We start from the raw sequence: 11,803 nt of genomic DNA, 5'->3' as shown, positions 1-11,803 counted from the left end.
TGGACAATGCGTTGCGAGCCGGCGGGTAGGAGGGCAATGTGGCGGGCGAGCACTACTTCTCGGCCGATCCGGCGGTCGCGCACGAGCGGCACGAGATCGTGTTCGAGGCGCTTGACCAGGAGTTCCGGCTCGCCTCGGCCTCCGGCGTGTTCTCGTTCTCCCGGTTGGATCCCGGCACCGCCGTACTGCTGCGGGAGGCCCCGCTTCCCGGCCCGGACACCGCCGGGCCGCTGCTCGACCTGGGCTGCGGATATGGGCCGATCACGGCGGTGCTGGCCAGGTCCGCGCCGGCGGCGACGGTGTACGCCGTCGACGTCAACCAGCGCGCCCTCGAGCTGGTGCGGGAGAACGCGGAACGGCTCGGGGCGGGCGGCCGGGTGGTCGCGAGCCTGCCCGACGACGTGCCGGAGACTGTCGGATTCGCGCAGATCTGGTCGAACCCGCCGATCCGCATCGGCAAGCCGGAGCTGCACGCGCTACTGCTGCGCTGGCTGCCGCGGATGGTCCCCGGCGGCGTCGCGTGGCTGGTCGTGGCCAAGAACCTGGGCGCGGACTCGCTGCAGCGGTGGCTCGAAGAGCAGGGCTTTCCGGCCGAGCGGCACGCCAGCCACAAAGGGTTCCGGGTGCTGAGGGTCGTAAAACCGCTTTCGTGAGGTACCGGTGCGGCTCGAAGCTCTTCGGCGTGGGATATGTGGACGTCGCAGGGGTCGGGCACACGCTGCCGGACGGCCGTGAGCTCTTCTCCGAAGTGTCGTTCCGGGTCGGCGAGGGCGCCAAGGTGGCGCTCGTCGGGCCGAACGGCGCGGGCAAGACGACCCTGCTGAAGATGGTCGCCGGGGACCTGCCGGTGCGCTCGGGCGCGGTCGCGCGCTCCGGCGGACTCGGCGTGATGCGCCAGTTCATCGGGATGATCGGCGACGACCGCACGCTGTACGACCTCGCGCTGGAGCTGGCGCCGTCCCGGCTGGGCGAGGTCGGGCAGCGGGTGGCGACGGCCGAGCGGGCCATGCACGAGGCCGGGAACGCCGGCCCGGCGGCCGAGAAGGCCCAGCTGCGCTACGCCAATGCGCTGGCGGCGTGGGGCGAGGCCGGGGGGTACGACGCGGAGGTCCTCTTCGACACGGCGAGCGTCGCCGCGCTCGGGCTGCCGTGGGACGAGACCCGGGACCGGCCGGTGCGCACCCTCTCCGGCGGCCAGCAGAAGCGCTTCGCCCTGGAGCTGCTGCTGCGGGGCGAGGACGAGGTGCTGCTGCTCGACGAGCCGGACAACTTCCTCGACGTGCCGGGCAAGCGCTGGCTGGAGGAGCGGCTGCGGGAGTCGCCCAAGAGCGTCCTCTACGTGTCGCACGACCGCGAGCTGCTGGCCCAGTCCGCCGACCGGGTCGTCGCGGTGGAGGGCGGCTCCGCGTGGGTGCATCCCGGCGGGTTCGCGTCCTGGCACGAGGCCCGCAGCGCGCGCCACGAGCGGCTGGACGAGCTGCGCCGGCGCTGGGACGAGGAGCACGAGAAGATCAAGGCGCTCGTGGTGATGTACCGCACCAAGGCCGCCTACAACGACGGTCTCGCCTCCCGCCTGCAGGCGGCGCAGACCCGGCTGCGCAAGTTCGAGGAGGCCGGCCCGCCGCCGGCGCCCCCGAAGGAGCAGGACATCCGGATGCGGCTGTCCGGCGGGCGCACCGCCAAGCGCGCGATCATGTGCGAGCAGCTGGAGCTCGACGGCCTCACGTACCCCTTCGACCTGGAGATCTGGTACGGCGACCGAGTGGCCGTCCTGGGCGGCAACGGCACCGGCAAGTCGCACTTCCTGCGGCTGCTGGCCCGCGGCGGCACCGACCCCGACGGGCCGGTGATTGGCGTCTGGTCCGGGTCGATCGGTGCGGAGCCTCATCGAGCCGGACTGGACGTAGCCGAGATCGCCCCTGTGGCGCACGGCGGCAAGGTGCGCCTCGGCGCCCGCGTCCGCCCCGGCCACTTCTCGCAGACCCACGACCGCCCGGAGCTGTTCGACCGCACCCTGGCCGAGATCCTGTGGCGCGGCGACGACTGGCGCGACGGGCTGCCCCGCCCGCAGGCGATGCCCGCCCTGGGCCGCTACGAGCTGGCCGCCCAGGCCGACCAGCGCTTCGGCACGCTCTCCGGCGGGCAGCAGGCCCGGTTCCTGGTGTTGCTGCTGGAGCTGTCCGGCGCGACCCTCCTGCTGCTCGACGAGCCCACCGACAACCTCGACCTGGCCAGCGCCGAGGCCCTGGAGGAGGGCCTGCGAGGCTTCGACGGGACGGTGGTGGCGGTCACCCACGACCGGTGGTTCAGCCGCTCCTTCGACCGATACGTGCTCTTCCGCGCCGACGGCGAGGTGGTCGAGGTGCCGGAGCCGGTGTGGGAGGGCCGCGGGTAGTCCGTTGACGGACCGTTTGTGTGGTTCGTCACGCACGCCGCGTGGTGGTCTGTCCGCCGTGGAGCCGACTGTCGTCCTCACCATCGGCGGATCTGACTCGTCCGGCGGCTCGGGCCTGCAGGCCGACCTGCGGACCCTGGCCGCCCTGCGGATGCACGGCGCCTCGGTGGTGACCGCCGTGGTGGCGCGCAACACGCGTGAGATCGCCGACGTGTACCCCCAGCCGACCACGGTCGTCACCGCGCAGCTGGCCAGCGTCCTGGAGGACCTGCCCGTCGCCGCCGTCAAGACCGGGATCCTGCCGACCCCGGAGACCGCGGTGGCCATCGCCGCCCGGATGCGCACCGGCGCGCTGCCCAACCTGGTGGTCGACCCGGTGCTGACGGTGGCCGCGGCCGGAGCGCGGCGGGGGCTCATCGCCGCCTACGAGCGCATCCTTCCGCACGTCACCGTCCTCACGCCGAACCGCGAGGAGGCCTCGGCCCTGCTCGGCTGGGATGTGTTCACCCCGGCGGACATGGCCGCGGCCGCCGCTCAGCTCGCCGCCCGCGGCCCGCGCTGCGTGGTGATCACCGGCGGCGACTTCGCGGCCGGCACCGAGGCGATCGACGTGGTCTGGGCCGAGGGCACCGCGCGGATGCTGCACAGCCCGCGCATCTCCGGCCGCAACACGGACGGTTCGGGCGCGACCTTCGCGACCGCGATCGCGGCCCGGTTGGCGGCGGGCGACGACGCCCCGGCCGCCGTCTCGTGGGCCAAGGGCTTCGTGGGCCGCGCGATCGGCGACGCGGCGGACTGGCGCATCGGTGGCGGCACCGGCCCGATCGATCAGTTCGGCTGGTCCGCCCTGACCCTGCGCTGAGCGCGGTACTGCCCTGCGCATTCCCGACATGTCGGGCGCTGGCGCGCCGCGACATGTCGGATTTATATCCTGGCAGGCGGCAAATCACGCCCGCTAACCCGACTCCGGATATTTGCCCCGGCGGGGCATAAATTAGATAAGTCGTGGCGCGCCAGCGCCCGACTTATCGGACAAAGCACTAGAGATCGCGGCGGCGGCGGGTCAGTTCGGCGCGCTCGCGCAGCAGGCCCGGGGTCGGCGGGTACGCCACCTCGACCAGGGTCAGGCCGTGAGCCGGGGCCACGACCACCTCGTCGGCCCGGGCCGTGCGGGTCAGCAGGGTGCCGGGCCACCCCGGATCGCGGCGGCCGTCCCCCACCGCCAGCTCGGCGCCGACCAGGCTGCGGACCATCGACCAGCAGAAGGCGTCGGCCTCCACGGTGGCGACCAGCCGGCCGTCCGGATCGCGCCGCCAGTCCATCCGCGACACCGCCCGGATCGTGCTGGCGTGCTCCTTGCGGCGGCAGAAGGCGGCGAAGTCGTGCTCGCCCACGAGCGCCTCGGCGGCGGCGTTGAGGCGGTCCAGGTCGAGCGGGCGCGGCCAGGCGAGGGTGTCGCGGCGGCGGAGTGGGTCCGCGCCATGGGGGGCATCCGTGACGCGGTACTCGTACCGCCGCGCCAACGCCGAGAAGCGCGCGTCGAACTCGCTGGGAACCGCGCGGGCCGCCAGGACGCGCACGTCGGGGGGCAGCAGGCCGGCCAGCTTGCGGATCAGGGCCGCGCCGATGGCCTCCCAGCGCTCCTGCGGCACGTCGACGTGGCACACCTGGCCGGTGGCGTGCACGCCCGCGTCCGTGCGCCCGGCGACCGTCAGGCCCTCGACGGCGCCGAAGAGCCGCTCCAGGACGCCCAGGAGCTCCCCGGCGACCGTCCGGCGGGACGGCTGCACGGCCCAGCCCGAGAAGTCGGTGCCGTCGTAGGAGACGTCGAGCCGGATGCGCACGCTCATGCAGTACAACTCCAGAAAGAAAGCCCGGCACCCACGAGGGGGTGCCGGGCCGACGGACCTCGACCGGTGATCAGGCCTTGGTCTCTTCGTCCTTCTTCTCCTCGGCGGCCTCGGCGGCCTCGTCCGCCGGGGCCGAAGCGGCGGCGGCCGGAGCCTCGTCCGCCTCGTCGCCGGCGAGCACCGCGATCGAGTCGGCCTTGGCCGCCTTGCGCGCGGTCTTGCGCGGCGCCTTGGGGGCCGCCACCTCGAGCTCCTCGACCAGCTCGATGATCGCCATCGGAGCGGCGTCGCCCTTGCGCGGGCCCGTCTTCACGATGCGGGTGTAACCGCCGGGGCGGTTGCTGAAGCGCGGCGCGATCTGGTCGAACAGCTGGAACACCACGTCCTTGTCCCGCACCACGGAGAGCGCTTGACGGCGCGCGTGCAGGTCGCCGCGCTTGGCCTTGGTGATGAGCTGCTCGGCGAGCGGGCGCAGCCGCTTGGCCTTCGTCTCGGTGGTGGTGATGCGACCGTGCTTGAACAGCGACGTGGCGAGGTTCGCCAGCATCAGCCGCTCGTGCGCGGGGCTGCCGCCGAGGCGGGGACCTCTGGTGGGCGTGGGCATTCTTGGGGCTCCTCTAATAAAGCGGCTGTGGTACTACAGCTGCTCGGTCTCGCGGTAGTCGTCGGCGTCGTAGTCCACCTCGGCGAAGGAGTCCACGACGTGGGCCGGGTCGAACGTCGGGGCGGAGTCCTTGAGACCCAGACCCATCCCGGCGAGCTTCATCTTGACCTCGTCGATCGACTTCTGACCGAAATTCCTTATATCGAGGAGGTCGGCCTCCGTGCGGCTGATCAGCTCCCCGACGGAGTTGATGCCCTCACGCTTGAGGCAGTTGTAGGAGCGGACGGTCAGGTCCAGCTCCTCGATCGGCAGCGCGAGATCGGCCGCCAGCTGGGCGTCCTGCGGCGACGGGCCGATGTCGATGCCCTCCGCCGTCTCGTCCAGCTCGCGGGCGAGGCCGAAGAGCTCCACCAGCGTCGAGCCGGCCGAGGCCAGCGCGGTGCGCGGGGTGAGCGACGCCTTCGTCTCGACGTCGATGATGAGCCGGTCGAAGTCGGTGCGCTGCTCGACGCGGGTCGCCTCGACGCGGTACGTCACCTTGAGCACCGGCGAGTAGATCGAGTCGACCGGAATCCGCCCGATCTCCTGGCCCTGCTGCTTGTTCTGGTTGGCGGTCACGTAGCCGCGGCCACGCTCGACCGTCAGCTCCATGTCGAGCCGGCCCTTGCCGTTCAGCGTGGCCAGCTTGAGGTCGGGGTTGTGCACGGAGACGCCGGCCGGGGGCTGGATGTCGCCCGCGGTGACGTCGCCCGGGCCCTGCTTGCGCAGGTACATCGAGACCGGCTCGTCGTGCTCGGAGCTGACGCACAGCTCCTTGATGTTCATGACGAGCTCGACCACGTCCTCCTTGACACCGGGGATCGTGGTGAACTCGTGCAGCACGCCGTCGATCTTGATGCTGGTGACCGCCGCACCCGGGATGGAGCTGAGCAGGGTGCGCCGCAGCGAGTTGCCGAGCGTGTAACCGAAGCCCGGCTCGAGCGGCTCGATGGTGAACTTGGACCGAACCTCGCTGATCGACTCTTCCGCGAGGCTGGGACGCTGGGAGATGAGCACTTGCGTTTCCTCCAGTTCGTTGCGCGCCCGCTATTTGACGCGCTCCGCTTCGGCGGGGCCATGCATGGCCCACGCCCGGTCTGGCTCGATGCCGCTTCGCGAGGATCGACCCAGACCAGGCGCCGCCGACGTTGTTGCTACTTGCTGTAGAGCTCGACGATGAGCTGCTCCTGGACCTGGGTGTCGATGACCTGCCGGGCCGGCAGGCTGTGCACCAGGACCTTGAACTCGCTCGGGATGAACTCCAGCCACGCCGGGACGGTCTTGCTGCCGGCGAGGCCCTGCGCGATCTGGAACGGCGTGAGCTCCCGCGACTTCTCGCGCACCTGCACGATGTCGTGCTCGCGGAGGCGGTACGACGGGATGTCGACCTTCTTGCCGTTGACCAGGATGTGGCCGTGCTTGACCAGCTGGCGGGCCATGTCGCGCGACGACGCCAGGCCGGCGCGGTACACGACGTTGTCCAGCCGCGACTCGAGGATCCTCAGCAGTTCCTCACCGGTCTTGCCCGGCTTGGCCACGGCCTCCTCGTAGTAGCCGGCGAACTGCCGCTCCAGCACGCCGTAGATGCGGCGGGCCTTCTGCTTCTCGCGCAGCTGCAGGAGGTACTCGGTCTCCTTCGGCCGGCCGCGGCCGTGCTGGCCGGGCGGGAAGGGACGCGACTCGAACGGGCACTTCGGCCCGTCGCACTTGCTGCCCTTCAGGAACAGCTTCATCTTCTCGCGCCGGCAACGGCGGCAGTCGGCACCTGTATAGCGAGCCATGTTCTTCGTCTCTTCCCTTAGACCCGGCGGCGCTTCGGCGGACGGCAGCCGTTGTGCGGCTGCGGCGTGACGTCAGAGATCTGCCCGACCTCCAGGCCGACAGCCTGCAGCGAACGGATCGCGGTCTCCCGGCCGGAGCCGGGGCCCTTCACGAAGACGTCGACCTTGCGCATGCCGTGCTCCATCGCGCGGCGAGCGGCGGCCTCGGCGGCCAGCTGCGCGGCGAACGGGGTCGACTTGCGCGAGCCCTTGAAACCCACCTGGCCGGCAGAGGCCCAGGAGATGACGGCACCGGTCGGATCGGTGATCGACACGATGGTGTTGTTGAACGTGCTCTTGATGTGCGCCTGCCCGTGGGCGACGTTCTTGCGTTCCTTGCGCCGGACCTTCTTGACAGCGGCCCCACCGGCGCGAGCCTTCGGCGGCATTCTCTATGCGCTCCTAGATACGTTTCTGATCGGACCGGTGTTACTTCTTGCCCGGCTTCTTCTTGCCGGCGACCGTGCGCTTCGGACCCTTGCGGGTGCGCGCGTTGGTCCGGGTGCGCTGACCGCGCACCGGCAGGCCCTTGCGGTGCCGGATGCCCTCGTAGCAGCCGATCTCGACCTTGCGGCGGATGTCCGCGGCGACCTCGCGGCGCAGGTCGCCTTCAACCTTGTAGTTGGCCTCGATGTAGTCGCGCAGCTGCACGACCTCTTCGTCGGTCAGGTCCCGAGCGCGCTTGTTCGGGTCGATGCCCGTAGCGGCCAGAGTCTCGACGGCGCGGGTACGCCCGATGCCGTAGATGTAGGTGAGTGCGATCTCGGCGCGCTTCTCGCGCGGGAGATCGACACCAACGAGACGTGCCATAAGTGGGCGTGCTCCTTGTGTGTACGGAGGTCTGTGCCCGCTCCGCCCCCGTCTGCCCACAGACGGGCCCCGGCCTCCGACCGGGGGTGTCGCCACGCACGCCGCGCCGGATCGGCGCGAGACGCCCGTGGCTGGAACGGGCAATTTACTGTTAGAGCGGCTTCGGGACTCAGCCCTGGCGCTGCTTGTGGCGCGGGTCAGTGCTGCAGATGACCATGACCCGGCCATGCCGCCGGATGACCCGGCAGTTGTTGCAGATCCGCTTGACGCTCGGCTTGACCTTCACGGTTTGCCTAACTCTCGCTGCGCGCGCCGCTCCTGCGAGCGGGCACGACAGAACCCGACCGTTACCTGGGTACCGACACCGATCACTTGTAGCGGTAGACGATGCGCCCGCGAGTGAGGTCGTAGGGCGAGAGCTCCACGACGACACGGTCCTCGGGCAGGATGCGGATGTAGTGCTGCCGCATCTTGCCGCTGATGTGCGCCAAGACCTTGTGGCCATTGGCGAGCTCCACCCGGAACATCGCATTCGGGAGTGGCTCGATCACTCGGCCCTCGATCTCGATGGCCCCGTCTTTCTTCGGCATGTCCTCCGCTACCTGACATCGGGTCTGGTGGTCGACGCTCGCATCCATTTCTCGAGGTCAGGAGACCTCGAGCCAGCCGCGGCTCCGGTCCTGCCACAGAAGCGCGTGGGGGCATGCCGGAGTGGACGCTTTGCGCCAATGCGCAAGTCTACGCTCGGGAGCCCCGGGCACCAAATCGGGGTGGTCTAACTGTCGCGGTACCGCTTCTGAGCGTCAGAGTTGTTGCCGAGCGCCTTCACCGAGAAGGTGGAGGCGAGCAGCACGGCGCCCCACGGGCCGGCGACCCACATGGGCCAGAAGTAGGCGGCCTCGCCGTTGGAGATGCTCACCAGGGCCCAGATGACCACGTTCACCGAGACGGCGACCAGCCAGGCGCTCCAGATGCCGAGCAGCCACCGCGGGTTGCGCCCGTCGGAGCCACCCCGGCGCTCGTCCGGGTCGTCGACCAGCGGCTCGGTCGGCTCGATCTGCGACGCGCCGACCGGGTGGAAGCCCGGGAGATCCTTGAGGATGGCGTCCAGGTCGCCGTAGGTGCGGGCGGCGTACGCTTCCTTGAGTCGATCGTCGTATTCGCCGAGTGACAACCGGCCCTCGTCGAGCGCCGCCTTCAGACGCTCCGCCACGAACTGCCGGTCCACATCGGCCGCACGCAGGTTCTCCCGCCGGTCTGCCACCGTTCCCCCTTCGGACGCTGCACACAGCATCCCACCGCGCACTCGCGGCCATCCACCCCGGGTTTTCCCTTACTCGCCGCTATTCGGCGGCGGGCACCGGCTCACGGGCGGTGACCAGGTCACCCAGGCGGCCGCGGCCGCCGTCGTGGGCGGTCAGCACCCACACGCCGTCGTCGCAGATCGCCATCGTGTGCTCCACGTGGGCGGCGACCGAGCCGTCGACCGTCACCACGGTCCAGCCGTCGTCAAGCTCGGCCACCTTCGGCTTGCCCCGGGTGATCATCGGCTCGATCGCGAGCGCCATGCCGGTGCGCAGCAGCGGGCCCTTGCCGGGACGGCCGGAGTTCTGCACGAACGGGTCCTGGTGCATCGCGCTGCCGATGCCGTGGCCGCCGTAGCCCTCGACGATGCCGTACCGGCCCGCCTTGCGGATCGCCGACTGGATCGCGAAGGAGATGTCGGTCAGCCGCCCCTTGCCGGAGCGGGCCCCGCGCGCGGCGGCGGCGATCCCGGCCCACATCGCGTCCTCGGCGGTCCGGATGAGCCCCCGGGCCTCGGGGCGGCTCTCGCCGACCGAGACGGTGATCGCCGCGTCGCCGTGCCAGCCGTCGAGGTCGGCGCCGCAGTCGATGGAGATCAGGTCGCCGTCGCGCAGCACCTGACGGGCGCTGGGGATGGCGTGCACGACCTGGTCGTTGACCGACGAGCAGATCGACGCCGGGTAGCCGTGGTAGCCCAGGAACGACGGGACGGCGCCGGCCGCCCGGATCGTCTCCTCGGCGATGCGGTCCAGCTCCAGGGTAGAGACCCCGGGGGCGACCGCGGCCCGCATGCGTTCCAGCGCGTCGGCGACGACGAGGCCGGCGCGGCGCATGAGGCCGATCTGTTCGGGGGTCTTGAGCTCGATCTCGACCTGGTGGGGCATAGAACGGACCTGCCGCGCGCTCAGGCGCCGTAGGAGCGGAGGGCGTCGATCGCGCGCACGGTGATGTCCTCGACCGGACCCGTGGCGTCGATGCCCACCAGCTTGCCCTGCGCGCCGTAGTAGTCCACCAGCGGCGAGGTGTCCCGGGCGTACACCTTCAGGCGCTCGGCGATCGTCTCGGCCTTGTCGTCGTCGCGCTGGAACAGCTCCCCGCCGCACCGGTCGCAGACGCCGTCGTGGGTCGGCGCGTCGAACTCGACGTGCCAGATCTTCCCGCAGCCGCGGCAAGTCCGCCGGCCCGAAAGCCGGCGGATGACCTCTTCGTTCTCTACGACCAGTTCCAGGACGATGTCCAGCCCCGTGCCGAGGTCGGCCAGCAACTTGTCCAGGGCGTTGGCCTGCGGCACCGTGCGCGGGAAGCCGTCGAGCAGGAACCCGTCGACGGCGTCCGCCTCGCCCAGCCGGTCCGACACCATGTTGATGGTGACCTCGTCGGGGACGAGCTGACCGGCGTCCATGTACCGCTTGGCCTCGACGCCGAGCGGGGTGCCCTGCCCGACGTTGGCCCGGAAGATGTCGCCCGTCGAGATTTTGGGCACGGCGAGGTGCGCGGCGATGTACTCGGCCTGGGTCCCCTTGCCCGCCCCGGGGGGACCTACCAGCACCAGCCTCACTACCGGAGGAACCCTTCGTAGTTGCGCTGCATCAGCTGGCTCTCGATCTGCTTCACCGTCTCGAGGCCCACACCAACAATAATGAGCACCGCGGTGCCACCGAACGGGAAGTTCTGCAGAGCCTGTCCGCCGCCCACGATACCGATGAGCAGGTTGGGCAGGATCGAGATGATGCCCAGGTAGAGCGCGCCCGGGAGGGTGATGCGGCTGAGGATGAAGTCGAGGTACTCGGCCGTCGGCTTGCCTGGGCGGATGCCCGGCACGAAGCCGCCATACTTCCGCATGTTGTCCGCCACCTCGGTCGGGTTGAAGGTGATGGACACGTAGAAGTAGGTGAAGAAGATGATCAGCAGGAAGTAGATCGAGATGTGCCAGGCACCGTTCTGCGGCACGATGTTCCGGTTGATCCACAGGATCGTCTTGTTCGTCGAGTCGGAGCCGGCGAACGAGGTGATCAGCTGCGGGATGTAGAGCAGCGACGAGGCGAAGATGACCGGGATGACGCCCGCCTGGTTGACCTTCAGCGGGATGTAGGTGGACGTGCCGCCGTACATCCGCCGGCCGATCATCCGCTTGGCGTATTGCACCGGGATGCGCCGCTGGGCCTGCTCGAGGAAGACCACGAAGGCGATGACCACCACGGCCAGGCCGACGATCACGAAGAACGTGGTCTTGTTGTCCTGCCAGATCTGGATGCCCTCGATCGGCAGCCGGGCCGCGATCGAGGTGAAGATCAGGACCGACATGCCGTTGCCCACGCCGCGGTCGGTGACCAGCTCGCCGAGCCACATGATGACGCCGGTGCCGGCGGTCATCGTGATGACCAGGGCGCCCAGGGTCAGCCACATCGGCAGCTTGTGGGTGTCGGGGATGATCGGGTACTGCGACTGGTCGCACGCGCCGCCGAAGAGCTGGCCGGACCGCGCCAGGGCGACGAACGCCGAGGCCTGCAGGATGCCGAGCCCGAGGGTCAGGTACCGCGTGTACTGCGTGATCTTCGCCTGGCCGGACTGGCCCTCCTTGCGGAGCTGCTCCAGGCGCGGGATCACCACCGTCAGCAGCTGCAGAATGATGCTCGCGGTGATGTAGGGCATGATGCCCAGCGCGAACACCGACAGCTGGAGGAGTGCGCCACCGGAGAACAGGTTCAACAGGGTGAAGACCTGGTTGTCCTTGCTGTTCTCAACGATGTTGAGGCACTTCTGCACGTTGCCGTAGGACACGCCCGGGCTGGGCAGCGTGGCGCCGAGCCGGTAGATGGCGATCATGAACAGCGTGAACAAGATCTTCTTGCGCAGGTCAGGCGTTCGGAACGCACTAACAAAGGCGGAGAGCAACTTCATCCTCCTGCACAAGGCGACCGGTCGTTCGGCCGACGAGGTGGGGTCCGGGTGGTACAGGTGACACTGTCGAACGTATGAG

At 70.0% G+C, this 11,803-nt stretch carries 15 protein-coding genes; 3 read left to right on the top strand and 12 right to left on the bottom strand.

Going from position 1 to position 11,803, the window contains the following annotated elements; genetic code table 11:
- Positions 1-38 precede the first annotated feature (38 nt).
- From ABD352_RS30810 to thiD, 3 genes are read left to right on the top strand one after another with little or no spacing between them, the layout of a single operon-like run.
- The gene (locus ABD352_RS30810) at positions 39-653 is read left to right on the top strand and encodes a class I SAM-dependent methyltransferase (RefSeq protein WP_344616009.1); all 615 of its coding nucleotides are present in this window, start codon (positions 39-41) and stop codon (positions 651-653) included.
- 29 nt (positions 654-682) lie between these two features.
- Complete coding sequence (locus ABD352_RS30805) at positions 683-2,395, top strand: ABC-F family ATP-binding cassette domain-containing protein (RefSeq protein ID WP_344616052.1); 1,713 nt, start codon at positions 683-685, stop codon at positions 2,393-2,395.
- A 58-nt stretch (positions 2,396-2,453) separates the two neighbouring features.
- Entirely contained in the window at positions 2,454-3,257 is an 804-nt protein-coding gene (gene thiD, locus ABD352_RS30800; protein ID WP_344616008.1) for a bifunctional hydroxymethylpyrimidine kinase/phosphomethylpyrimidine kinase, read from the top strand.
- Between the two features lie 178 nt (positions 3,258-3,435).
- Here the strand turns inward: thiD and truA are convergent, their stop codons facing one another.
- From truA to secY, 12 genes are all read right to left on the bottom strand, one after another.
- On the bottom strand, positions 3,436-4,245 hold the full coding sequence (gene truA / locus ABD352_RS30795; protein ID WP_344616007.1) for a tRNA pseudouridine(38-40) synthase TruA: 810 nt from the start codon (positions 4,243-4,245) through the stop codon (positions 3,436-3,438).
- A 70-nt stretch (positions 4,246-4,315) separates the two neighbouring features.
- Positions 4,316-4,849, bottom strand: coding sequence for a 50S ribosomal protein L17 (gene rplQ, locus ABD352_RS30790; RefSeq protein WP_344616006.1), 534 nt, complete (start codon positions 4,847-4,849; stop codon positions 4,316-4,318).
- A 33-nt stretch (positions 4,850-4,882) separates the two neighbouring features.
- Positions 4,883-5,905 carry a DNA-directed RNA polymerase subunit alpha gene (locus tag ABD352_RS30785; protein ID WP_344616005.1) on the bottom strand — a complete coding sequence of 341 codons (1,023 nt, stop codon included), beginning with the start codon at positions 5,903-5,905 and terminating at the stop codon, positions 4,883-4,885.
- A gap of 137 nt (positions 5,906-6,042) precedes the next feature.
- Positions 6,043-6,669, bottom strand: a complete 627-nt coding sequence (gene rpsD, locus ABD352_RS30780) for a 30S ribosomal protein S4 (RefSeq protein WP_344616004.1) — start codon at positions 6,667-6,669, stop codon at positions 6,043-6,045.
- 17 nt (positions 6,670-6,686) lie between these two features.
- Positions 6,687-7,097: a 30S ribosomal protein S11 gene (gene rpsK / locus ABD352_RS30775; RefSeq protein WP_223099064.1), complete on the bottom strand. Its 411-nt coding sequence runs from the start codon at positions 7,095-7,097 to the stop codon at positions 6,687-6,689.
- 40 nt (positions 7,098-7,137) lie between these two features.
- Complete coding sequence (rpsM, locus tag ABD352_RS30770) at positions 7,138-7,518, bottom strand: 30S ribosomal protein S13 (protein WP_344616003.1); 381 nt, start codon at positions 7,516-7,518, stop codon at positions 7,138-7,140.
- A gap of 169 nt (positions 7,519-7,687) precedes the next feature.
- Positions 7,688-7,804, bottom strand: a complete 117-nt coding sequence (gene rpmJ, locus ABD352_RS30765) for a 50S ribosomal protein L36 (RefSeq protein WP_014440745.1) — start codon at positions 7,802-7,804, stop codon at positions 7,688-7,690.
- Between the two features lie 82 nt (positions 7,805-7,886).
- Positions 7,887-8,108 (bottom strand): translation initiation factor IF-1, encoded by a 222-nt coding sequence (gene infA / locus ABD352_RS30760; RefSeq protein ID WP_007073013.1) that lies wholly within the window; start codon positions 8,106-8,108, stop codon positions 7,887-7,889.
- A 185-nt stretch (positions 8,109-8,293) separates the two neighbouring features.
- Positions 8,294-8,782, bottom strand: a complete 489-nt coding sequence (locus ABD352_RS30755) for a DUF1707 SHOCT-like domain-containing protein (protein WP_344616002.1) — start codon at positions 8,780-8,782, stop codon at positions 8,294-8,296.
- A 79-nt stretch (positions 8,783-8,861) separates the two neighbouring features.
- Positions 8,862-9,707 (bottom strand): type I methionyl aminopeptidase, encoded by an 846-nt coding sequence (gene map, locus ABD352_RS30750; protein ID WP_344616001.1) that lies wholly within the window; start codon positions 9,705-9,707, stop codon positions 8,862-8,864.
- A 20-nt stretch (positions 9,708-9,727) separates the two neighbouring features.
- The gene (locus tag ABD352_RS30745; RefSeq protein ID WP_344616000.1) at positions 9,728-10,381 is read right to left on the bottom strand and encodes an adenylate kinase; all 654 of its coding nucleotides are present in this window, start codon (positions 10,379-10,381) and stop codon (positions 9,728-9,730) included.
- The gene (secY, locus tag ABD352_RS30740) at positions 10,381-11,718 is read right to left on the bottom strand and encodes a preprotein translocase subunit SecY (RefSeq protein WP_344616051.1); all 1,338 of its coding nucleotides are present in this window, start codon (positions 11,716-11,718) and stop codon (positions 10,381-10,383) included. Before secY ends, ABD352_RS30745 begins: the two co-directional genes overlap by 1 nt.
- Positions 11,719-11,803: the final 85 nt, after the last annotated feature.

Source organism: Dactylosporangium salmoneum, assembly GCF_039532525.1.
In the GTDB taxonomy this organism is placed as follows: domain Bacteria; phylum Actinomycetota; class Actinomycetes; order Mycobacteriales; family Micromonosporaceae; genus Dactylosporangium; species Dactylosporangium salmoneum.
This window is presented reverse-complemented; position numbering and strand designations above follow the sequence as displayed.

Bases quoted from the DNA above. Each gene is read 5' to 3' on its own strand.
- truA (WP_344616007.1), bottom strand. From the start codon at position 4,245: ATGAGCGTGCGCATCCGGCTCGACGTCTCCTACGACGGCACCGACTTC.
- infA (WP_007073013.1), bottom strand. From the start codon at position 8,108: ATGCCGAAGAAAGACGGGGCCATCGAGATCGAGGGCCGAGTGATCGAG.
- rplQ (WP_344616006.1), bottom strand. From the start codon at position 4,849: ATGCCCACGCCCACCAGAGGTCCCCGCCTCGGCGGCAGCCCCGCGCAC.
- rpsD (WP_344616004.1), bottom strand. From the start codon at position 6,669: ATGGCTCGCTATACAGGTGCCGACTGCCGCCGTTGCCGGCGCGAGAAG.
- rpsK (WP_223099064.1), bottom strand. From the start codon at position 7,097: ATGCCGCCGAAGGCTCGCGCCGGTGGGGCCGCTGTCAAGAAGGTCCGG.
- rpsM (WP_344616003.1), bottom strand. From the start codon at position 7,518: ATGGCACGTCTCGTTGGTGTCGATCTCCCGCGCGAGAAGCGCGCCGAG.
- map (WP_344616001.1), bottom strand. From the start codon at position 9,707: ATGCCCCACCAGGTCGAGATCGAGCTCAAGACCCCCGAACAGATCGGC.